Here is a 24,531-nt window from a genome sequence, read left to right on the forward strand (position 1 = left end):
AAGGATGTACAAAGTTACGAAAAAAGTAGTAATCCCTTGTCCTATTATTCCGCCCATCACACCTGAATAATTTCAAACTCGACCTTATCTTCCAGTTTATCAATCGATTCGTTCATCTTATCAGATATCGGGTTGTCATACCCCTCATCATCATCTGACTGTCCGTAATCTGTTTTGTTTTTGTCAGCTCCTAGCTCTCCATCTTCCTTTTTTCCAATTCCAAAACGGTCGGCACTCAAAATAAGCCCAAAGTACGCACATGTAATGAGTGTAGAGGTCCCCCCCCTGCTCACTAAAGGCAATGGCTGCCCTGTTACCGGGATTAGGTTCACGGCTACCGCCATATTAATAAAAGCCTGAACCGAAAGCATCAGCGCCGATCCAAGAACAAGATACTTTGGGAAAAGCTTCTCCGTTTTCCTTGCAATCATACCTGCCCTGATAAGGATAACCACATATAGAAGCAGTACAAAGATCCCCCCCAGCAGCCCCATCTCCTCAATAATAATTGCATAGATAAAATCGGAATAAGCCTGCGGCAGGAAATCGCGCTCGGTGCTGTTACCTGGGAAAACACCCAGTAAACCTCCGTTAGCAATTGCAATCTTGGCGTGTGCTACCTGGTAATTATCGTCGGTAATAATATAATATTCCTCATCCTCCGGATTTTTATCCGCGCCAAAACCGGATATTCTGTTCTGCCATGTCCCGAGACGGCTTAAAGGGCCAGAATCGGTCCAGCTCGCTGGAATAATGTTCAGGAACAACACGAACAGCAGCACTGCAGCTATACCTGTCCCTGCCACCTTAAGCAATCGCAGTAGCTTCACATTACCTATGAACATAAGCAGATAACATACTCCAAAAAGCAGTACTGCCGTTGACAGGTTATCCATGGCAATAATTACACACACAACAACCATCAGTCCTATCATCCACTTGAAAAGGATCCCGTCGTTTGTCCCGTTCTGCTTACTGAGCAGAAAGGCGATTGTTCCCATCAGTGATATCTTTGCTATTTCAGAAGGTTGTATTGTAAACCCCATAATGGATATCCAGCGATCGGCATTATTTATGCTTTTACCTATAAACGGTGTCAGTATAAGCAGAACGATTGCTCCCATCAGGACAAATATCAATAATGAAAAAAAACGGTAAGGGATGTTGTGAATGAGTAAAATAACCCCCACTCCACCAATCAAGAACATAGCGTGGCGCAAAATCGGATCCCATTGGTTTTGTTGACGGTATACAATGGTGCTGGTAGCACTAAAGATCTCTATCAGTGAGATCATCCAAAGAATAATAAACACAACCCAGATCACTTTATCTCCCTTGAAGATCTTACTCACAAAATCTTTTAGAGTAGATCCCGTTTCGGCAATCTCTTCAAAAGATTGTACAGGGTCAGTAAAATTGTTGGTTTCGTTGAGCATAATTCTTCTCATTTATTATTTATTATCCTATCCGGAAAATGTGATCAATAACATTTTGAAATCAGTTAAATCGTGATATTGCGGGTCCGCTCTGGCAAACCGTGCATATTTTTTGCTTCTATTTGTTATACTTAATCCATAAACTCATAGACTAAAGTCTTCTTACGCACTCCTTAAACTGATCTCCACGGTCTTCGTAATTTTTAAACAGGTCGAAACTGGCACAACAAGGTGACAGCAGAACCGTATCTCCCTTTTCAGCAAGTTTATAAGCGATATCTACAGCCTCCTTCATTGAGCCTGCATTACGTATAATATTAATTTTTCCGTCGAAGAAGGCATGAAGCTTACTGTTATCTTTCCCCAGAAATATCAATGCCCGCACTTTTGATAGCACCACCTCTTCTATCTCGCTATAATCATTTCCTTTGTCAGTACCTCCAAGAATCAACACTGTTTTCGAGCGCATGCTCTGAAGTGCGTACCAGCAAGAATTCACATTTGTAGCTTTAGAGTCATTCACATACAAAACGCCACGAACGGAAGCCACCTTTTCGAGTCTGTGCGGAACACCTTTGAAATCGGACAGCGACCTGCGCAATTGTTCATCACTGATATCCATTAATTTTGCAACAATCCCTGATGCCATTGAATTATACACATTATGAATGCCCTCCAGGGCCAGTAGTTCCAATTCCATATTGAACAGATGTTCTTTAGCGTGAATATATAACCTGCCGTTCTCTGTATAGGCAGCAACATTTTCTCTTTTTACTTCACCAAACGGATAGCGTGTTGCTTCCGGTTTCAGCCTCTCTATCTCTTTAGTAACAATAGGGTCGTCAATCCAGTAAATAAACGCGTCATCAATTTTCTGATTCCTAACGATCCGCATTTTCGCATTCACATAGCTCTGCAGGTTATGATCATAGCGATCAAGATGATCTGGTGTGATATTCAGAAGTACAGCAATATCTGCCTTGAAATTATTTACTCCCTCCAGTTGAAAGCTGCTTAATTCCAGAACATAATAGTCGTAATTCTCTTCGGCCACCTGTCGTGCAAAGCTCTGCCCTATATTACCACCCAGTCCGACGTTCAATCCGGCAGATTTTAAAATATGATATATCAGGCTAGCTGTGGTGGTCTTTCCGTTACTTCCGGTGATACAGATCAATTTTGCGTTTGTGTACCTGCCTGCAAATTCAATTTCCGAGATAACGCGAATACCTTTAGACAAAATTTTCTGTATCAGGGGCGCCGTGTCGGGAATACCAGGACTTTTAATTATTTCGTTTGCCTGAAAAACTCTCTCTTCGGTATGTCCTCCCTCTTCGTAATCAATTCCATATGCTATTAATGTCTCTCTGTTTTCGTCTGTCAACGTGCCGTTGTCAGATAGAAACACATTAAATCCTTTTTTTTGAGCAAGTATTGCGGAGCCCACCCCGCTTTCGCCACCACCCAGAACACATACAAGTGTTGTTGTCATAACTATCTCATTTTAAGCGTTGCCAATGCAAGTACAACCAGGATCATCCCTACCAGCCAGAAGCGGGTTACTATCTTGGGCTCGGCAAGTGGTACCAGCGGCCTTTGAATAATTGCGTTGATACTTCCATTGCCGGGCTTCTGATAATGGTGATGCAAGGGAGTCATCTTGAAGATACGCCTGCCTTCACCAAATTTTTTCTTCGTAAATTTAAAATATGTTACCTGTGCTATCACAGAAAGTGCTTCCGCGAAAAATACGCCGCAAAGGATAGGAAGTAGCATTTCCTTATGTATCAACACTGCAAAAACGCCAATTATACCCCCCAGGGTTAAACTTCCCGTGTCGCCCATAAAGACCTGTGCCGGGTATGCATTATACCATAGGAACCCCACGCACGCACCCACAAAGGCAGAAGCATACACCATAAGCTCATCGCCACCGGGTATATACATGATATTCAGGTAGGATGCAAAATCGACACGTCCCGATACATAGGCAAGGACTCCAAGCGCCACACCTATTACAGCCGAAGATCCGGAGGTCAGCCCATCAAGTCCATCCGTTAGGTTTGCACTGTTTGATACTGCAGTCACAATAAGTATCACCATAAGAATAAATACAATCCATACCGCTTCGTCGGCATATTGCCCCATCCAGCCTACAAGCCACTTATAATCGAAGTTATTATTTTTTACGAAAGGAATAGTCGTACTGGTAGTCTTTACATCTTCATTTTTATAAGTCACCTCTTCGATTATATTATTCACTCGTATCTCGGTATTTTCACGCACAACAATTTCCGGGCTGAAATAGATGGTAAGTCCTACAATAAGTCCCAATCCCACCTGAGCAATAATCTTGAATTTTCCTTTCAATCCATCTTTATCCTTCTTGAACACCTTTATAAAGTCATCGGCAAAGCCGAGTGTCCCCAACCATATTGTACTAACAAGCATTAGTATGATGTAAATATTTTCAAGCTTTCCAAATAGGAGAGTCGATACAAGTATGGATATAATTATTATTATCCCTCCCATGGTAGGTGTTCCCCTCTTACTGTATTGCCCTTCAAGTCCAAGGTTGCGGATTGTTTCACCTATCTGTCTCTTTTGCAGCCTAAATATAATTCGTTTACCGGCAAAAATACTTATCAGCAACGACGTCACTGCAGCCATTGCAGAGCGGAACATCACAAACTGGAACATACCTGCTCCTGGAAAATCGAGTTTATCTAAATAATCAAAAAGATAATATAACATACAATTAGAAATTTGCTTTACAGTTTAGGCTATTTAGCCGGGAAGAATAATTTCTCCACCTCTTCCTTATCATCAAAATGGTGCTTTACACCCTTTATTTCCTGATAATCCTCATGCCCCTTTCCTGCAATAAGAACCACATCTCCCGGCTGTGCCAGGGCACAGGCAGTTTTTATTGCCTCTCTCCGGTCCACTATAGTAATTACACCATTTTTTTCCTCTTCAGAAAGTCCGTCGAGCATATCCTGAAGTATTGCTTCAGGTTCTTCAAACCTTGGGTTATCGGAGGTAAATATAGCTCTATCGCTGAGCTTTAGCGCCTCACGGGCCATAAGAGGCCGCTTGGTCCTATCGCGGTTTCCGCCGCAACCAACCACTGTGATTACCCGTCCCTTTTTGTCGAGCACTCCATGTATTGCATCCAATACATTAGAAAGTGCATCAGGTGTATGGGCATAGTCAACAATTGCTGTAATTTTTTGGGGTGAGCTGATTGTCTGGAATCGCCCTGCCACCGACTTAAGTAAAGAGAGTACGCGCAGCACATCGTCGGGATATAGTCCCAGGAGGATGCCTGCACCATACACTGCCAGGAGGTTATAAACATTAAAAACGCCAACAAACTGCACTGTAAGCTCCTTGCCGTTTATCTCAATATCAGTACCCTCGAAATGCTTCTCGAAAATACGTGCTTTGAAATCAGCCATATTCTTAACCGAATAGGTATATTTGGCAGCAGAAGTATTCTGCAGCATCACCTGCCCGTTCTTGTCGTCAATATTGGTTAACGCGAAAGCTTCAGCTGGAAGGCTGTCGAAAAATGCTTTTTTCACGTTGCGGTAATCAAGCATATTTTTATGGTAGTCCAGATGGTCCTGTGTCAGGTTTGTAAAGATGCCACCTGCAAAATTAAGTGCATGCACCCTTTTCTGGTGAATTGCGTGAGAGCTTACCTCCATAAAGGCATATTCACAACCTGCTTCCACCATCTTCTTCAGGAAGGCATTCAGAGTAATCGGTTCGAGTGTGGTGTGAGTAGTTGCATACTGCTCATCATTCACATAGTTGGCAACTGTTGAGAGCAACCCTGCGGGATAACCAAGTTTGCGGAACAACTTATACAACAGTGTCGCGATGGTTGTCTTCCCGTTGGTGCCTGTTACACCCACCAGTTTAAGCTGTTGTGATGGGTTCCCGTACCATTCCGATGCTATCTGTGCCAGTGCCTCGGCACTGTTTTCTACCTGCACGTAGGTAACACGTGAGAAGAACTCCTCTATCATCGGCTTATCATAAACCACAACCGCAGCTTCCTGTTCTATTGCTTTACCTATGTAGGAGTGTCCATCGGTACAAATTCCCTCAACCGCGATAAACAAAGAACCCTGTTTCACTTTACGGGAGTCGGATGTAATGGAATCGACTTCCGTCCCGGCATTGCCGCGAATGGCAATAACATTGCATTTATCGATCAACTTATTCAGTCTCATACTTCATAAAAATTTTTACCGCAATATAATAGTAATTGTTGTTCCTTTAACCAGTCTCTGTCCTGGCGGGAACGACTGCGACACTACTTTCCCCGAGCCGCTCAGGTGGACCCTCAGTCCCGATTTTTCAAGCAGGTAAACTGCATCTCGGGCACCCATCCCATGTACGTCAGGGATTAAAGAACCTTTTAAAGCAAGCGGTTGCGGTTCATATACTTTATTATTCTGTTTCATCTTTACCCAACCAGCTGCTTCGGAAAGATCACCTGCGGGTAACTTCAATGCATCCAGCAGGGCCAGGTTAAAATCCCAGTTGCCGTTTTTCAGCACCGGATTCTTTATCAGTGCAGAATCCACATCACAATCATTTACTGTCAGCTTCACTTTCCTCAGGTAGGTCTGCTCAGCAATATTTTTAAATACCATACCTGCCATACCTCCACCCGACGGCACCCCCTTTGGCTTTCTGAGTCCGACGAAAATTGTGTAAAGGGGTTGTTCGGCAGGAAAATATCCGCAAAAGGAGACATAATAATCGCTATACCTGCCACCGGAAGCGATCTGTGCCGTTCCAGTCTTCCCGGCAATATTAAAGTAGTCTGAAGCCACAACTCTTGCGGTTCCCTCATCAACCACTCCTCTCAACATCCGGTGTATTTGCTCAAGGGTTGTCTCTTTGCACATCTTCTGATTCACCACTTCCGCCTCAATATTCTCTATCACTTTTCCGTCTTCAATAAACTGTTTAGCAATAAAGGGCTTTATCATCTTCCCGCCATTTGCAATACCATTATAAAACATAAGCATATAGATAGGAGGAACTTGCGTTTCATACCCGAAGGACATCCATGGAAGTGTTGTCTTTGACCAGTAATTACTTTTATCATCAGGAAAGCGAATGGATGAAGTGCCCTCTATTCCGCTAAGCGGCACATCCCAGGCAAGCTGCTTCCTGAGTCCTATCCTGTCTATTCCCTCTACAAATTTAGCAGGATTATTTTCATATCCCTTCAAAATCATTTTACTCATCACAATGTTTGATGAGACTGCCAACCCTTCTTCAACCGTTAGATAACCGCGGTCACGTCCACGTCGCCAGTAATGGTCTCTAACCCATCTTTTGTTATATTGAAAAAGGCCTGTTCCCACATAGAACGAGTCGATGGGTGTTACAACACCATCATCAAGGGCAACCATTGCCGATACCGTTTTGAAAGTAGAGCCTGGTTCGTTCATATATGAGAACGCGTTTGGATTTCCTTCGGCGTAACTACCGCCACCCATTCTGTCTAAGTTTACAATTCCTTTAATCTCTCCGCTCTTCACCTCCATTATGATTGCAGTACCCGATTCAGCTTCGGTTTCAATAAGTTTATCGCGAAGTGAACGCTCGGTGATATCCTGAATGGTAGCATCAATGGTTGTAACGATATCCCATCCCTCTTTGGCCGGTTTTTCCACCACATCAATCCACTTACCATGAATCTTCTGACGAAACTTTACTCCGGGAACGCCCTTAAGCAACGAATCGTACTTCAACTCCAAACCGCTTGCACCTCCTTTTTCCAGGTCCTTATAGACACTTCCAACAGTACGTGTGGCAAGATTACCGAATGGTTTTTTTCGTGCATTGCGTTCTTCAGCTATAAGTCCGCTTTTGTTGGAGCGTTTATTCCAGAAAGGATAAGTGCGAATTTCCTTAAGGTCGACGTAAGATATATCTTTGCGCAATATTTTCACATAACGAGAGCGTAGAGAAACCTTCCTGTCAATCCCTTTCGCCTCATTATCACGTATTTGGCGCTCCTCCTTTTCGCGCATATTCCATCCATTCATGATCAGGCCCTTATATTGCGCAGCAGACCTATCCGGAAACTTCCCTGCAAGGGCTGCCGACAGGGGACCCACATATTTCAATAGTGTATCCTTTTCAATACCATCGGCCCAGAAATCCATATATATACTGTAGAGCGGCTCGGTAGAAGCCAGCAGTTTTCCGTCGCAAGTATATATATTACCACGTTTAGGCAGTATCACACGATCCCTTATTACTGTCTCTTTCTCACCTACTTCACGCCACCTTTTCCCTTCTGTGGTAAACGCTATTTTTGCAGCTGAGAATATGACCATAAAAGCAAACAGCATAAGTACAGTCACAATTAGCCCGTACCTTGCAAGAATACCTTTTTTGTTTTTCTGTTTTTGTTCTTTCATTTTCCGAATGAACAGATGAATTATTTACCTATGTGATAGACAGGTTCATTAATCACCTTAAGATCCAGCCCCTCCTCCTCAACCCGCCGTTCAATCTCTCCCTGCCTGCTTGCTTCAGTAAGGCTCGATGAGATTGTCAGCGACTCATATTTCACATCGGTCAGCACCTTCTGCAACCGTTCTATTTCAGACATTCTCTGCAGTACCGTATAACGGTGACTTATGAACAGAAACATTATTAGTACGATAATGAGAATAAATCTCATGTTTTTGAGGAAGAGATCTTCAGTGAGAACGCTTCCTCCAAAAACATGGACAAACGATTTGCGTATGTTATCGAACTTTATTTTCATTTCATTTTAAACTGATCTTTATACGATCTCCATCTGATCTTTATACGATTTTTTAATTTCAGTCTTCGCTCCAATTAAATCATTTACCACACCTCTTGCTCTATTACCACTCCTCTTGCTCTATTATTATGGATGCCTTACTCTTAACAGTCATTTTTATTTCCGGGCGGGAGTCACATTTGCTTATACCTGTTTTTTCTCTGCAATACGCAGCTTTGCACTTCTTGAGCGGGGGTTTTGATGCTGTTCTTCTTCCGATGGGACTATCACCTTCCTGTTGATCAATTCAAAGGGAGTGTCGGGATTGCCATAAAAGTCTTTGACCTGCACCCCTTCAAAATTACCTGTCCTGAAAAAGTTCTTCACCAGACGATCCTCCAGCGAGTGGTATGATATCACGCTAAGACGTCCCCCTGGCTTAAGGACCTGCAGAGACTGCATCAACATTTCGGTAAGCGCTTCCATTTCGCCGTTCACCTCAATACGAAGAGCCTGGAAAGCTTTTGCAAGAATCTTTTTTTCTTTTTCACGAAATGTGAACGGCTCAATGATTGTAAGCAGGTCTTCCACCTTTTCTATCTTTTTTGCAAGTCGGTATTCCACCACAGACGAGGCTATCCTGCGTGCGTTCTTTAACTCCCCATATTTAAAAAAAATATCCGAAAGGTGCTCTTCCGAATACTCATTAAGGATATCAGCAGCCTTCTTCGGGGCATTGCGGTTCATCCGCATATCCAGGCCACCTTTAAACCTGAACGAGAACCCTCGCTCTGAATCATCAAAGTGATGCGACGACACACCCAGATCGGCCAGTATACCATCAACCTGCTCCACATTGTAATAGCGAAGGAAATTCTTTAAAAAACGGAAATTGCTTCTTACAAACGTGAAGCGACGGTCATCAATAATGTTTTTTGCAGCATCTTCATCTTGGTCAAAGGCAATAAGCCGCCCATTCTTCCCAAGCCTATCAAGTATTTCTCTGGAATGGCCGCCCCCGCCAAAGGTGACATCAACATATACTCCGGAAGGACAGATATTCAATCCCTCTAAGCTTTCGTTAAGCAATGCCGGTATATGATAAGCTGTCATCTTTACTTTGTATTACGCGGTCAGTAATTTCGCTCCATAAGCTGCTGTAGTTTCGAAGAGAACTCTTCCGGCTCAATAAGCGGCTTATCCAATTTGTCTTTTGCCCAAATCTCAATGGTCTCATCAACTCCAAGGAAACGTATATCGCTTTCGATAGAGGCCATCTGCAAGTAACGTTTGGGTATAAGCACCCTACCGCTTGCATCCATTTCAAGCCTTTCGGCATCAAGTACGAACTGGCGAAAAATCTGCTGTTGCTCCCTGTTCCACTTGTTTAACCTGCCACGAAGCATCTCGATCTCTTTTTCCCAAACGCTCCCGGGATAGAGCACAAGGCACTCCTGGAAAATATCTTTACGAAGCACAAGAAACTCCTCGCCCTCGCTCTGTAAGCGTTTACGAAAAATGGCAGGTACAAAAATTCGCCCCTTTGCATCTGCTTTTGCTTCGATATTTCCTAGAAACTGTAGCATGTTTGTTACAAATTCAAGCAATCTTTGTTATTTCAACGACGTAAAAGTACAAAATAAACCACTTTTCCCCACATTTCTACACCATTTTTTCTTAAAAAGTTATCAACAGGTGCCTAAAATATATTAAGCTATTGATTATCTGCCTTTTCGTAAAAAGAGCAAGTCGGAAGGTTTTTCTCAAATATTATTGAAAATAAGATTTTTGTATTGTTTGCAATCTTTTACCTACTATTTTTGTATTTTTGCGTCAAATAAAAAGTAGAGAACAATGGAATGAGTCATAATAATGCATTTAGAATAGACATTGACAGCATTTTAAAAGACAAAGCGCGCAAATATTACAGTAAAATTCCAAAATTTCTTATAAACTATCTTAAGCGTACGGTTCACCAGGATGACATCAACGGTATTCTTGAACGGAACCAGGGTCTGGAAGGGGTAGAATTCATGCGTGCCCTTGTTGATAATGAGTTCAATCTGGACTTGCACACCAAAGGGGAAGAGAATATTCCTGAGACAGGCAGATTTATTTTTGCATCGAACCACCCTCTGGGCGGTCTCGACGGTATTTGCCTCTCTGCGTTATTAGGCGAAAGATATAATGGGAAGATCAAGTATCTGGTAAACGATGTTTTATATTATATTGAACCTCTGAAGCCCATTTTTATTCCAATCAACAAGTACGGTTCACAGGCAAAAGATTCAGCAAAAGCAATAAACGAAGCCTATGCGTCGGACAATCAAATCATAACCTTTCCTGCCGGATTGTGTTCAAGAAAACAAAAGGGAAAGATTAGAGACCTGGAATGGATGAAAAATTTCATTGTAAAAGCGGTGGAGTATGAAAGAGATGTTATTCCCGTTCACTTTGCCGGAAAAAATTCCAATTTCTTTTACAATTTCGCGAATCTGCGTAAATTTTCCGGCATGAAATTCAATATAGAGTTGATCTACCTGCCTGACGAGATGTATAAAAACAGTAAACAAACGTTCACAATTACGTTTGGCAAACCTATCCCCCGGCAGATGTTTGACAAGTCCAAAACACCTGCTGAGTGGGCACAATATGTAAAGGATGCGGTTTACTCCATGGAGTGACAAAAACCATTTTATAATAAATATGGAAAAGATAATAGACCCGGTAGACAAAAATCTGATAAAAAGTGAACTGACCGTTCAAAAACGAATAAGGGCCACCAACAAGGCCAACAACGAAATATACGTTTTCACGGCTCACGACTCACCAAACCTTATGAAGGAAGTTGGGCGGCTACGTGAGATTGCCTTTCGTCACTACGGTGGCGGAACAGGGTTAGAGGCCGACATAGACAGATACGACACAATGGATGTGCCTTACAGGCAGCTGATCGTATGGGATCCCGAAAATGAAGAGATACTGGGTGGTTACCGTTTTATCTATGGTTCTGATGTCGAATTCGATGAGAACGGCAAACCTATGCTCGCTACTGCTCACCTCTACAATTTCTCAGAACAGTTTATAAAAGAGTTCCTTCCAAGCACAGTTGAACTTGGACGTTCGTTTGTCTCGCTGGAGTATCAATCAACACTACTGGGCAGAAAAGGCATTTTTGCACTCGACAACCTGTGGGACGGACTGGGTGCTCTGACAGTCATAGATCCTGGAATCAAATATTTCTTCGGTAAGGTAACCATGTACGGCACATACAATAAAGATGCCCGCAACATGATACTCTATTTCCTTAACAAACATTTTCCTGATGAACAGAAACTTGTAACACCAATAGAGCCTCTTAAAACGGATACTAACATGATAAGGATGAGTAATCTTTTCCATGGAAAAAAATTCAGCGAAGATTACAGAATCCTAAATAAAGAGGTGCGTTTGCTCGGTTACAATATTCCTCCGCTTATCAATGCCTATATGAGCCTCTCGCCAACCATGCGTTTCTTCGGTACGGCCGTGAACGATGAATTTGGCGATGTAGAAGAATCAGGAATCCTTATCGAAATAGAGCAGATTCTGGAAGAGAAGCGCGCACGTCACATCGAATCGTACCTTAAAAGCAATCCCAGTAAGCGTTTCCTTTTGAAGTTAAGAAGACGAATAACTTCCAATTCCACAAAAAGGAAGGTGATAATGCCAAAATCAAAAGCAGAAGGGAAACCGACAGAACCCTAAAAAGGTAGAAAAATAAAAAGAACATCAGTTTCTGGAAAATTCTTTACTGAATTAATCCGGTTACCCCAAAAATCACCCTTATTTCACCTTGTTCATTAACAAGGTAAATAACTGATATTTTAACCCATATACCTGAAAATGCAATCGTTTGCACACCCATGAGTAGTTAATTAAGCTCTTTTCAGTAGTATTACATATATGTTGATCTATATTTGTATTAGTAGTTCGGTAAAAAAGTATCGAAACTCCATGTAATACATTAATTTTCAGCAGAATAGACTTTGCCGAAGCTCTGAGATCTTTCTTTCTGATTGTCAGGTGTTTAAATAAACATTTACCGAAATATTGTTTGTAGCAGAAGTAAAAATGAAAAATATTGAAAAAGTTTCATCAACATTACATTTTTTACTAATCTTTTCCGTAGTTATATGTAAGTGATTATTATTCAGTTAATCTTATAATGTTAGCAATATGTATGTAAATTTCAAAAAAACTATTAAAGTGTTCCTGACAACAATGTTATCAGGCATGCTAATGATTTTATCGGCTAACGCCCAAACAGGTGCGACAATAAATGTGCGTGGAACGATAAAAGATGTTACCGGCGAACCTATTGTTGGCGCCAGTATTCTTTTGCAAGGAACAACATCGGGTGTGGTAACGGATTACAATGGAAACTTCTCCATTCAGGCTCCGGGTAACGGAACCCTTGTAATCTCTTATGTGGGTTATTTAACACAAACAATTTCCATTAATAACAGAAACATCATAAGCATAATCATGCAAGAAGATACTGAACTATTAGAGGAGGTTGTCGTGATTGGCTATGGAACAGCCCGAAAAACCGACTTGACTGGTTCTATAGCGACAATTGCTGAAAAAGACTTTCAGAAAGGGATGATTACTGACCCAGCATCATTGATTTCAGGGAAGGTTGCCGGCGTACAAATTACCTCCAACGGCGGACGTGCAGGGGGCGGCGCTACAATTCGCATCCGCGGCGGTGCATCGCTGAATGCCAGCAACGATCCGCTGATCGTAATCGATGGAATGCCTGTGGAGACAGGAGTTATTTCAGGATCGAGCAACGCTTTATCGATGATCAACCCCAACGACATCGAGACGATGAACATCTTGAAAGATGCCTCAGCAACCGCTATTTATGGTTCCCGTGCCTCCAACGGGGTCATCATCATCACCACCAAGAAAGGACGATCGGGGAAAGTGAATATCGGGATCAATTCCCAAAACTCGCTAGGCACGGTAGCCAAACGTATCGAGGTACTGACAGGAGACGAATTCCGGGAGTTGGTAACAAACAATCCGTATGCCGATAAAAAATATACCGATATGCTGGGCACGGCCAATACCGATTGGCAGAAAGAGATTTACCGCACGGCCTTTACTACGGACAACAACCTGAACATAAGCGGCACCGCGGGAAAATCATTCCCTTACCGCGTTTCGGTCGGCTTCCTGAGCCAGGACGGCACCTTGAAAACCGACAATGTGAAACGTACCACGGCAGGATTAAATCTTAATCCTTCGTTACTTGACGATCACCTGAAAGTCAACCTGAACCTGAAAGGCACATACTCGCACTCCCGCTTTGCTGACGGGGGTGCCATTGGAAACGCCTTGCGCATGGATCCCACCAAACCCGTTACGGCCGACGGATTTAACGAGCTCAACGGATACTGGGCATGGATGTATCCGTCGGGAGATTTAAATACGATGGCCACCCGAAACCCGGTGGCTTTGCTATATGGGAAAGACGATCAAGGCGATGTGGTTCGCAGCCTGGGAAACATTCAATTGGATTACAAGCTGCACTTCCTTCCCGATTTACATGTCAATGTGAACATGGGTTATGATATTTCCAGAGGTAAAGGAGATGTGATTACACAGCCATGGTCACCCGCCTTCTATACGAAAGGGCAGCCAAGCGGCGAGCGTTCAAAGTATAAGCAGGAAAACAGGAATTTACTGTTTGAAGCTTATCTCAACTACGCCAAGCAACTAAATTTCGCCAACCGGCTGGAACTTATGGGCGGATACAGTTATCAGGACTGGCTGACAACCAACCACAACTATCCGGTCTATTACTTCGACGGGACGACCGAAAAAACAAGACCCACCTTTGAAACGGACAAACCGCAGCATACGCTGATTTCGTTTTATGCCCGCGCCAACTATAACCTGCTGGACAAATATATGCTTACCGCAACAGTCCGAAGAGACGGCTCTTCCAGGTTCAGTAAAGATAATCGCTGGGGAACGTTCCCATCACTAGCATTTGCCTGGAGAATTAATGAGGAAGGATTCTTGAGAGATGTGGATACACTCTCCAACCTGAAACTTCGTTTGGGATGGGGGCTTACCGGGCAGCAAGAGATCGGGAATTACGAATATCTGGCAAAATACAGCTATTCCGAAAATACCGCACGTGTTCAGTTAGGGGACAAGTTTTACAACATGTACCGCCCCGACGGTTACGATTCAAAACGCCGCTGGGAGTCGACAACCACTTCCAATATTGGGTTGGATTTCGGATTCATCAACAACCGCATCAACGGAAGCATCGACTTTTACAATAAGAACACCAAAGACCTGTTGAACGACACGCCGCTGGCCATGGGAGGTAATTTTATCAACAGCATCGTACAGAACATAGGAAAAATGAACAACAAAGGGGTGGAAACGAACATCAACTTCGTGGCCGTTGACAACCGGGAGATACGTTGGGATTTAGGACTCAATTTTACTTATAACAAATCCGAAATTACACAGTTGACGCTGAATGATGAAAATCCCGATTACGTAGGTGCCATTTTCGGAGATCTTTCGGGAGGTTCCGGAAATCAGGCAATGATACACTCCGTGGGATACAGGCCGAGCATGTTTTATGTTTACAAACAGCTTTATACCCCTGAAGGGAAACCTATTGATTACGGGTATGCCGACCTCAACGGCGACGGTGTGATCAACGACAAGGACCGGTATCACTTCCACTCCTCCTCGCCCGATTACTATATGGGTTTCAACACCTCGTTCACCTATAAACAATGGACGGCGGCCACTTCGCTTCGCGCCAGCGTGGGAAACTATATTTTTAACAACACGAACTTCGACTTGGGAACGTTAGGGCAGGTATTAAACCCCAACAGTTTCTTGATGAACAGCTCCACCGACCTTAAAAATACTTTGTTCCATATACAACAAATGGTGTCGGACTATTTTGTGGAAAATGCCTCTTTCTTAAAGATGGATTATATCCAGCTGGGGTATGATTTCGGAAAAATTGCCAACGGCGTCGGATTACGCTTGAACGGTACGGTACAGAATGTATTTACCTGGACAAAATATACCGGTATCGACCCGGAAATTCAGGGAGGCATCGACAACAACTTTTATCCCAACGCCAGGACATTCACGCTGGGTTTGAATCTTAACTTTTAATGGACTAAATAGTATGAAAAAGAATATTATATATATTATAACGGTTGTTGCCATAGCGCTAACATCCTGCTTCGACGACCTGGACAGGTTCCCGGCAAATGACACAACCTCCGAGGTGGTCTATTCCACTTTCGACGGCACCAAAGAAGCCCTCGCCAAAATATATGGCGCTTATACTTTGTCGGGTCAGGTAGGGCCGGGCGGGAAACCCGACATCGTAGGCCTGCGGGAAGACCAGAATGCCGATTTCCTGCGTAACTGGTTCAACCATCAGGAAACGCCCACCGATGAAGCGCATTGCCGCTGGAATGATGCGGGTATCCCTGAACTGAACTATATCAAATTCACCCCCACCGCCTCGTTCACAATCGGTTTATACGACAAGTGCATCTTACAAGTGATGTACGCCAACGATTTTCTTCGAAACACCGATGGAAGAGACTACGGCGCACAACAGGACGAAGTCAACTACTTCCGCGGAGAAGCCCGTTTCTTGAGGGCATTTGCCTATTGGGTATTGATAGACAACTTCGGCAATCCTCCCTTTGTGACCGAGAAAGATGATTTAGGCATTTTGCCCGATCAGATACAGCGTGCCGACCTCTTTAAGTATATCGAGGACGAGCTGTTGGACTTGGCCAATAATCAAGGAGTAAAAGAGGCACGCGCCAACGAATACGGACGAGCCGACATGGGCGCCGTCTGGGCGCTCCTGGCCCGCATCTACCTCAACGCCGAGGTTTATACCGGCACGGCCCGGTGGACGGAAGCCATCACCTACAGCAAAAAAGTGATTGACGCCGGATATGACCTGCATAAGAACTACGAACATCTGTTCCTGGCCGATAACAACGTGAACAATCCCGAAATGATTCTTCCCATTGCCTACGACGGTCAAAGCAGCCGGGTAAATGGGGGTGTCACGTTCCTGATCAATGGCGGATCAAGAGACGAATATCAAGTCAAATATGCTGACAAACTCATCCATTACGGGATATTTAGCAACGCCAACTGGAACGGATACATGGTTCGCAAGCAGTTTATCGATAAATTCGATGAGGGAGACAAGCGTTTTCTCTTTGTGGGAGAGAATCCCTCGTTGGGTAGCGATCCGAGTGACAAGGACAACGGATTACAAACCTACAAATACCGGAACATTACTTCGGCATCGACGAAAGACAAACCAGTTTACGGATCGGACATCACATTCGCCGACAATGATTTCCCGCTTTTCCGTCTGGCAGAGCAATACCTGATTTACGCCGAAGCGGTGGTCCGCGGCGGAACGGGCGGCTCGATGGATTTAGCGGTAGAATATTTCAACAAACTGCGCGAACGGGCTTTCGGCAACCAAAGCAAAAATGTGGCAAACCTGACGGCGCAGGACATACTGGACGAACGTGCCCGCGAACTTTACTGGGAATGTTTCCGTCGTACAGACCTGATCCGATACAACCAGTTTACCTCCTCGGCGTACATCTGGGAATGGAAAGGAGGCGTGAAAGAAGGACGTGCCGTGAGCGACCACTACAACCTGTTCCCGCTGCCGTCGCAAGACCTGCTGGCCAATCCCAAGCTGAAACAAAACGACAAATACTAATAAGGAGACAATATAATGAAAAAATTAAATTTATTTATAATTCTCATTGTAACGGTACTACTCTTCTCCTGTGAAAAGGAACAGGATATGTATCGGGTGCTGCCCGCGGAACAAGCTGGAAAACCGGTGCTGGCGGCGCATGATGACATCGTCATCAAGTTGGATAACCTGGAGAGCACAACCACATTTAAATGGAAAAAAGCCGATTTAGGCGTACCTGCTGCACCTGAATACACGCTCTATGTGAAAACAGGGGAAGATAAAGATGCTCAAAGGGTTTCTTCCGCATTTGCCGACTCGCTTGACGTTAAATTGGAAGATTTGAACAAACTGCTGATTGCCGCGGGCTTGGAGCCGGGCAAAGCCGCAGATGTCAATTTTTTCGTGGAGGCCTCTCTTTATTCAGAATATAAAGTAACTTCCGAGCTCATTAAGTTAAAAGTAACTCCATTCAAACCTGTCTATCCCGATGCTGTATATATGATCGGTCAGGCTTTTGGTGGATGGGACTGGGGCAATCCGAAGATAGTAGAAATGACACCGGTAAACGGTCATGCGGGTAAATTCTGGGCGGTACGGCATTTCGCCAACCCTGGTGACGGTTTCAAGTGGAACACAAAGAAAGACTGGGGAGGAGACTTCTTCTCATTGGGTAAAGATGTCGGCTTTACAACTGAAGGAGGCAATGCGTTTGTTTCAGAAGCAGGATTCTATATTGTGCTCATCGATTACACTATCAACACCATTACCATCGAACCGGCGCAGGTTTACGGTATGGGCGATTGCTTTGGCGGATGGAATACGGGCAAATATCCGTTTACTGCCGATGGCAATGAAATGAAAATTACAACCGCTAATAGCGGCGATTTGAGAATATATGCTAATTCTTCGGCGGCAGGTGTAGGTGGCGATTGGTGGCGTATGGAGTTCATCCTACGCGATGGGAAAATCGAATACCGCGGCAACGGCGACGACCAGGAACCGCGCGTGAACGTGGGTGCCGGGAAAACGGTAACACTCGATTTCAATAGCGGAACGGGAACCGTCAATTAAATTTAACCGCATCAAGGTCGGGGTAAAATGAGATATTCGGATTATCCCGACCTCTTTGATTCTCCCAAAATACAAACAATAAAACTAATTCTATGAAGTATTTAAAAGTAAAACGCATATTCCTGTTCTCTTTATTTTTCAGTATTCTGTTCATATCTTCAAACGCCTGTTCTGACGATAAGATCATATCCGATGGATTTGACAAGGCAAACATGGGGACAAGTGAAATACGTTCAACGCAGAACTCCACCCTCAACGATGTCCTGATGCAAGCCTTCTATTGGGACGTACCGGTTGATGAAATAAACAAGAACGGGAATTGGTGGAATACGCTCAAAAACCAGGCAAACGATCTGAAAAACAGTGGGATTTCCGGAATATGGGTTCCAAGTCCCTCAAAAGGAAATTGGGGAATTATAGATAACGGCTACGGCATTTACGACCATTACGATTTGGGGAACTACTACCAAAGGGAAACCACAGAAACCCGTTTCGGCAGCCGTTCGGAACTGGAGCAGATGATTGCCGCGATGCATGAGGGCCCTAAAATTGAGGTGTATGCGGATGTCGTATTAAACCATATATATTCGAACGACACCAATGAGGAAGTAAATCCCGCCGTTAAAGCCTATGTTTTTGGAGAAGCGCACGAAGAACAACACAAGCCCTATCCCGCCGACGAAATCCGCTGGGTTATCCCCGACGCAACGCCCGGAGATTATTATATCCAAATAAAAGGATACGGCTTACCGTGGAACTCTTCCGTTACTGAAAGGGGATATGACGTCATGATCAGATGGGACAACAGCCCTGTAACGGAAAGCAATCAATGGGAAAACGAACCGAACAACGGAAACGGCAGCTACAATATTTTTCCCGGTTCGGGTAAAATAGTAAGGGCACATATAGGACATTCGTCCGATATTGACGAATATAAAATAACCGTCCCTTCTGCACACGAAATCGAAATTCGTTTGACGGCCAAAAGGGAAACAGGAAATCCGATGCAATGGGTAAATGCCGGTTCCATGTCAGGATACTATCCTGCGGCTGTTTGGCATAATGGAAATAACCTCGCCTCCTCAACTCTTCAAGCAAAAACCAACACACACATATCCTATGTAAACCATACGGGCACTGGAGAACCAAATTATGCCTGGCATTACAATCATTTTCATCCGGCAGATGCAAATGACTGGCTGGGAGGTTACGGCTCCGATGAGATTATTACCAACACCAAATTCTTCGGAAACGACTTGAATACATTTGACCCGGTTGTTGCATCCCGATTAAAGGATTGGGGGGTATGGCTGGTCAATACGGTGGGGTTCGACGGATTCCGATTGGATTTTGTCCGCGGATTTCAGGAATCTTTTGTCGCGGATTGGGTGAACAACCTCCCCGCGGTAAACGGCAAGCAGCCTTTTATTGTCGGAGAATATTGGGGAGCCGATTACAGGATAAAGGACTGGGTAAACACCGTAGCCGGTTTAGGTGCGGATGTCGACGCTTTTGATTTCCCCTTGAAAAATACATTAACGGCAATGTGCAATGGCGACGGCTCCTTCGACATGGCAAACCTAAATCATGCTGGGATGGTCAGGAATAATAACGGAAACTCCTTACCGGGCACCTCGGTCGTCACATTTTTAGACAATCATGACACGGGAAAAGAGCATGACAAATGGGTCACGAAAGACTTTCATTTAGGATACGCCTATATCCTTACGCATGAAGGAAAACCCTGCGTCTTTTATCCTCACTTTTACGCTATCACACAACAGGATGCGCATGGAAACAGCGCCACCGTAACCGCACCCCAATGGCTGAAAAACAGCATACGGCAATTGATCCAGATCCGTAAAAATTATCTGGGAGGTGTTATTACCGTATTGAGCCAATCGGGCAACCCCTATCCCCCCGCACATACGGGAAATGTATATATTGCCCGCAGACAGGGGAACGGAGTAAAAGACGGAGCAATCATCGTGCTGAACAATCATGCCGGTGAGACCAAATCCATGTGGGTTTCGGTCAATGCACAGGGTTTTTCCGACTGGACAGGACAACGGTTAGTAAACGTGCTGGATACAACGGAAAAAATTACGGTACAGGCGGACGGGAGAGCTGAATTTTCCGCTCCGGCAAGAGGTTACAGCATTTGGGTTAAAGAGACGGATTTAATACAATAGACACTATGAAACGGACAACACTTTTCTCCCTGCTCCTGTCGCTGACCTGTGCGCTGCAAGCCCAACAGGTAAAGGTCGAACCCGCTTTCTGGTGGAGCGGCATGCAGGAAACCGAGCTGCAGCTGATGGTCTCCGGCAAGGACATCGCATCGTATAAGGCCGCGGTCACGGCAAAAGGGGTGTACTTGAAAGAGACGGTTACGCTGGAAAGCCCCAACTACCGGATTTTGTACTTGGATATTTCCGACAGTGCTCCGCAAAAGTTCGAAATCGTTTTTACCAACGGAAAGCGGGAAATTACCCATAACTACGAACTCAAACCGCGAGACCCGGAACGGCTGAACATACAAAGTTTCAACTCGTCCGACGTGCTCTACCTGATCATGCCGGACCGGTTTGCCAACGGCAATCCCGATAACGACCAAATTGCTATGCGGATGCCCTACAAGGTGGACCGCAACGACCCCAATGCCCGCCACGGCGGCGACCTGAAAGGTATTTCCGACCGTTTGGATTACCTTGCCGACCTGGGCGTAACCGCCATCTGGCTCAACCCGGTGCTGGAGAACGACATGGAGGGCGGTTCGTACCACGGATACGCCACCACCGATTACTACCGCGTGGATCCCCGGTTCGGCACCAACGAGGAGTACCGTCAACTGATAAGCGACGCTCATGACAAAGGGATGAAGGTGGTGATGGACATGATTTTCAACCATTGCGGCAGCGATCACCCTTGGATGAAAGACGTGCCCTCACACGATTGGTTCAACAACATGGGTGAATATGTGCAGACTTCGCACATGAAAGAGATGTATTTCGATCCCTACGCCTCGGAATACGATAAAAAGAAAATGACCGACGGCTGGTTCGTGCCCACCATGCCCGACCTGAACCAGCGCAACCGGCACGTGGCGAAATACCTCATCCAGAACAGTATCTGGTGGATCGAATATGCCGGGGTGGACGGCATCCGGCAGGATACCTACCCCTACGCCGATTACGATATGATGGCCGACTGGTGCAATGCTGTCTATAAAGAATATCCATCATTCAATATCGTGGGAGAAGCGTGGTTGAACAATACCATAGGAACAGCTTTCTGGCAGAAAGACAGCCCCCTCAACCCAAATAACACCCACCTCAAATCGGTGATGGACTTCCGTTTCATGGGACTGTCACACACAGCCTTCTTCGAAGAAACTACCGAGTGGAACGGGGGGCTGCACAATATCTACGATCACATGACCTACGACTTCATCTATCCCGATATCTGCAACGTTCTCCGTTTCTTAGATAACCATGATACAGACCGCATCCTGAAAGAGTATCCTTTAGATCTCTCAGCCTGGAAGCAGGCGATCACCTTCCTGCTTACCATGACTGGCACCCCACAGATCTACTACGGCACCGAATTACTGATGCACGGCAATAAAAGCCGCAGCGACGGGGACATCCGGCACGATATGCCAGGTGGCTGGCCCAGTGATACGACAAATCATTTCACCCGTGAAGGACGCGATGACATCCAGAACGAAGCTTTCGACTTTCTAAAAAAAGTTTTGCACTGGCGACAAGGGAAAAAGGTAATATCCAGCGGTGGTATGAAACATTACGTGCTCCAAAAAGGTGTCTATGTCTATGAACGGTTTTTGAATGATGAGAAAGTGTTGGTAGTGATGAACGGCACGTCAGGAGAGGTCACAATAGACCTTGGCCGTTATGCTGAGTCTATACAAGGCAAAAGCAGTTGGAAGGAGCTCCTTTCTGGAAAAACAGTCACTTTTGGTGAAACGCTGACACTCGCCCCGAAAGATGTGCTTATACTAGAATAACCAAGCAATGGTTTCTAAAGGTGTGTGAACCCAATCTACCACACTGAAAATATTAATTTTTAAAAAAAACGACAATGCAGATATCTTCAAAAGTAATTTATTTGCTATTTTTCCTGCTCCTTGCCCTCTCATGTGGGAAGGACCCTGTGGTACCACCGGAACCACCGGAACCACCAGTCACCATCAAAGAGGGGCTTTCATGGAGCATTGCAACACCAGATGCTGACAAGGAGCTGACTATCTGGTTCAAGGCTTCTGCAGGCTCACCTCTCTACAACTATACAGGTGATGTTTATATACATACCGGCGTGGTGAGTGAAGGAACCTGGCGATATGTCCCTGCAGAATGGAATGAAAATATCGCGAAATGCAAGATGACCAGTGTTGCAAACGAAAAATTCACCTGGAGCATCAAGCTGGGGCCAACCATCCGTGAATGGTTCAGCTCAGGAAATACCCCTGTAAATAAGATAGGGATTGTAATACGAAATTCCGATGGGACAAAGAAGGGATTCCAGGAAGATAAGTTCATAGAAAATATTACCGACAACAAATTCAAAACGTTTCAGCCTGGTGCCGTAAAAAACGGGACTATGCCTGCAGACATGGAGTATGGCATCAACATAGTGGATAACTCAACAGTCACTCTGGTACTGTATGATAAAGACAAAAACGGGGCACGCAAAGATTATGCACATGTGACTGGTGATTTCAACAACTGGACACTTAGTAACGACGAAAAATCACAGATGTTCCGCGATGAGGCGGCTGGGTGCTGGTGGATAACTCTCACCGGCCTGGATCAGGAGAAAGAGTATGGATTCCAGTATTACATTGGGGACAGGGAAAGAGAACCGATTCGTGTAGCCGATCCTTATACCCGCAAAGTGCTGGATCCTGATAACGACCACTATATACCCTACTCTACATACCCGGAAAACAAGATCTACCCTGAAGGAGCTAACGGCATAGTATCTGTTTTTAAAATCCGACAGGATAACTACAACTGGCAGGTGCCCGATTTCAAAACGCCCGCTACCGACAATCTGACAATTTACGAACTGCATTTCCGCGACTTTACAGCCTCCGGCGATATCAACGGCGCCATGGAGAAACTGGATTACCTGCAATCGCTCGGCGTAAACGCCATCGAACTGATGCCCGTGCAGGAATTCGACGGGAACGACAGCTGGGGTTACAATCCCTGCTTCTATTTCGCGATGGACAAAGCCTACGGCACCGACCGGATGTACAAGCAGTTTATCGACGCGTGTCACAAACGGGGTATGGCCGTCATTTTCGACGTGGTCTATAACCACGCCACCGGTGCCCATCCGTTTGCCCGGATGTGGTGGGATGCCGAAAACAACAAGACCGCCGCCAACAATCCCTACTTCAATACGGATGCTCCCCACCCCTACTCCGTTTTTCACGACTTCAACCACGAATCGCCCCTGGCGCGCGCCTTCGTGAAACGAAACCTCCGGTTCCTGCTGGAGGAATACCGCATCGACGGCTTCCGTTTCGATTTGACCAAAGGATTTACTCAAAACCGAAGCACCGAGGCCACAGCCGGCAACTACGACGCTTCGCGCGTGGCCATCATCAAGGATTACAACAGCGCCATCAAGGAGGTCAAAGCGGATGCGCTCGTGATTCTCGAACATTTTTGCGATAATATGGAAGAGACCGAACTGGGCGACGCCGGCATGATGGTTTGGCGCAATATGAATTGGGCTTATTGCCAATCGGCAATGGGATATCCGAGCGAGTCGGGATTCGACGGGACCTATTACAAAACCTCATCCCGCCCGGCAAACAGTCTGGTAAGCTACATGGAAAGCCATGATGAAGAACGAGCGGCTTACAAACAGAGTCAATGGGGGAATGGTATTATTAAAACCGACCTGGCCGCACGGATGAACCAGCTGGCAGCCAACGCCGCCTTCTTCTTCACCGTGCCCGGTCCAAAGATGGTGTGGCAGTTCGGAGAGATGGGTTACGACGTAAGCATTGATTATAACGGCCGTACCGGCAAGAAGCCGGTCAAATGGGACTACCTGAATAATGCCGAACGGAAGCAGTTGCACGATGTGTACACCCGGCTGATCAGACTGCGCAATACCCATCCCGAACTGTTCAATGCCACCGCCACGCTGGAGTGGAAAGTAACGCCGTCGTTCTGGGACAACGGCCGCTTCCTGACGCTCTCCTCATTCGGAAACGCCAAGCAAATAGTGGTCACGGGCAATTTCACCAATGCCCCCGTCAACACCACCACCTCATTTCCGAAAACCGGCACCTGGTACAACTATCTGAACGGATCGGAAACGCTGAATGTGACGGAAACGACAATGAACATCACCGTCCCTGCCAACAGTTTCAGAATATTCTCCACATTCACGGAATAACATCAGAC

Annotated in this window: 16 protein-coding genes; 8 read left to right on the forward strand and 8 right to left on the reverse strand. The window is 45.2% G+C overall.

Translation table 11 applies throughout. From position 1 onward, the window contains the following. Positions 1-56: 56 nt before the first annotated feature. The 8 genes from KDN43_RS00510 to KDN43_RS00545 form a co-directional block, all read right to left on the reverse strand. Complete coding sequence (locus KDN43_RS00510) at positions 57-1,448, reverse strand: FtsW/RodA/SpoVE family cell cycle protein (protein WP_238867752.1); 1,392 nt, start codon at positions 1,446-1,448, stop codon at positions 57-59. Between the two features lie 139 nt (positions 1,449-1,587). Next, positions 1,588-2,928 (reverse strand): UDP-N-acetylmuramoyl-L-alanine--D-glutamate ligase, encoded by a 1,341-nt coding sequence (gene murD / locus KDN43_RS00515; RefSeq protein WP_238867753.1) that lies wholly within the window; start codon positions 2,926-2,928, stop codon positions 1,588-1,590. A 2-nt stretch (positions 2,929-2,930) separates the two neighbouring features. Continuing rightward, positions 2,931-4,190 carry a phospho-N-acetylmuramoyl-pentapeptide-transferase gene (mraY, locus tag KDN43_RS00520; RefSeq protein WP_238867754.1) on the reverse strand — a complete coding sequence of 420 codons (1,260 nt, stop codon included), beginning with the start codon at positions 4,188-4,190 and terminating at the stop codon, positions 2,931-2,933. Positions 4,191-4,219: 29 nt separating this feature from the next. Next, positions 4,220-5,680: a UDP-N-acetylmuramoyl-L-alanyl-D-glutamate--2,6-diaminopimelate ligase gene (locus KDN43_RS00525; RefSeq protein WP_238867755.1), complete on the reverse strand. Its 1,461-nt coding sequence runs from the start codon at positions 5,678-5,680 to the stop codon at positions 4,220-4,222. Positions 5,681-5,695: 15 nt separating this feature from the next. Beyond that, the gene (locus tag KDN43_RS00530; RefSeq protein WP_238867756.1) at positions 5,696-7,894 is read right to left on the reverse strand and encodes a penicillin-binding protein; all 2,199 of its coding nucleotides are present in this window, start codon (positions 7,892-7,894) and stop codon (positions 5,696-5,698) included. Between the two features lie 20 nt (positions 7,895-7,914). After that, on the reverse strand, positions 7,915-8,247 hold the full coding sequence (locus KDN43_RS00535) for an FtsL-like putative cell division protein (RefSeq protein ID WP_238867757.1): 333 nt from the start codon (positions 8,245-8,247) through the stop codon (positions 7,915-7,917). A 183-nt stretch (positions 8,248-8,430) separates the two neighbouring features. Beyond that, positions 8,431-9,339: a 16S rRNA (cytosine(1402)-N(4))-methyltransferase RsmH gene (gene rsmH, locus KDN43_RS00540; RefSeq protein ID WP_238867758.1), complete on the reverse strand. Its 909-nt coding sequence runs from the start codon at positions 9,337-9,339 to the stop codon at positions 8,431-8,433. A 20-nt stretch (positions 9,340-9,359) separates the two neighbouring features. Further along, complete coding sequence (locus KDN43_RS00545) at positions 9,360-9,812, reverse strand: division/cell wall cluster transcriptional repressor MraZ (protein ID WP_238867759.1); 453 nt, start codon at positions 9,810-9,812, stop codon at positions 9,360-9,362. A gap of 273 nt (positions 9,813-10,085) precedes the next feature. On the opposite strand from KDN43_RS00545, the gene KDN43_RS00550 reads away from it, so the two are divergent. The 8 genes from KDN43_RS00550 to KDN43_RS00585 all read left to right on the forward strand — a co-directional run bounded on the left by KDN43_RS00550 (position 10,086) and on the right by KDN43_RS00585 (position 24,523). Further along, the gene (locus KDN43_RS00550) at positions 10,086-10,910 is read left to right on the forward strand and encodes a 1-acyl-sn-glycerol-3-phosphate acyltransferase (protein WP_238867760.1); all 825 of its coding nucleotides are present in this window, start codon (positions 10,086-10,088) and stop codon (positions 10,908-10,910) included. A gap of 22 nt (positions 10,911-10,932) precedes the next feature. After that, complete coding sequence (locus KDN43_RS00555) at positions 10,933-11,973, forward strand: GNAT family N-acetyltransferase (RefSeq protein WP_238867761.1); 1,041 nt, start codon at positions 10,933-10,935, stop codon at positions 11,971-11,973. 501 nt (positions 11,974-12,474) lie between these two features. Beyond that, positions 12,475-15,432, forward strand: a complete 2,958-nt coding sequence (locus tag KDN43_RS00560) for a SusC/RagA family TonB-linked outer membrane protein (RefSeq protein ID WP_238867762.1) — start codon at positions 12,475-12,477, stop codon at positions 15,430-15,432. A gap of 13 nt (positions 15,433-15,445) precedes the next feature. Continuing rightward, on the forward strand, positions 15,446-17,032 hold the full coding sequence (locus KDN43_RS00565; protein WP_238867763.1) for a RagB/SusD family nutrient uptake outer membrane protein: 1,587 nt from the start codon (positions 15,446-15,448) through the stop codon (positions 17,030-17,032). A 15-nt stretch (positions 17,033-17,047) separates the two neighbouring features. Beyond that, positions 17,048-18,085, forward strand: coding sequence for a SusF/SusE family outer membrane protein (locus KDN43_RS00570; RefSeq protein ID WP_238867764.1), 1,038 nt, complete (start codon positions 17,048-17,050; stop codon positions 18,083-18,085). A gap of 92 nt (positions 18,086-18,177) precedes the next feature. Then, complete coding sequence (locus KDN43_RS00575; protein ID WP_238867765.1) at positions 18,178-20,277, forward strand: alpha-amylase domain-containing protein; 2,100 nt, start codon at positions 18,178-18,180, stop codon at positions 20,275-20,277. A 5-nt stretch (positions 20,278-20,282) separates the two neighbouring features. After that, positions 20,283-22,112, forward strand: coding sequence for a glycoside hydrolase family 13 protein (locus tag KDN43_RS00580; RefSeq protein WP_238867766.1), 1,830 nt, complete (start codon positions 20,283-20,285; stop codon positions 22,110-22,112). Positions 22,113-22,186: 74 nt separating this feature from the next. Continuing rightward, a complete protein-coding gene (locus tag KDN43_RS00585) occupies positions 22,187-24,523 on the forward strand; it encodes an alpha-amylase family glycosyl hydrolase (RefSeq protein ID WP_238867767.1) in 2,337 nt (778 codons plus the stop codon). Positions 24,524-24,531 lie beyond the last annotated feature (8 nt).

It is taken from the genome of Proteiniphilum propionicum, assembly GCF_022267555.1.
Classification (GTDB): domain Bacteria; phylum Bacteroidota; class Bacteroidia; order Bacteroidales; family Dysgonomonadaceae; genus Proteiniphilum; species Proteiniphilum propionicum.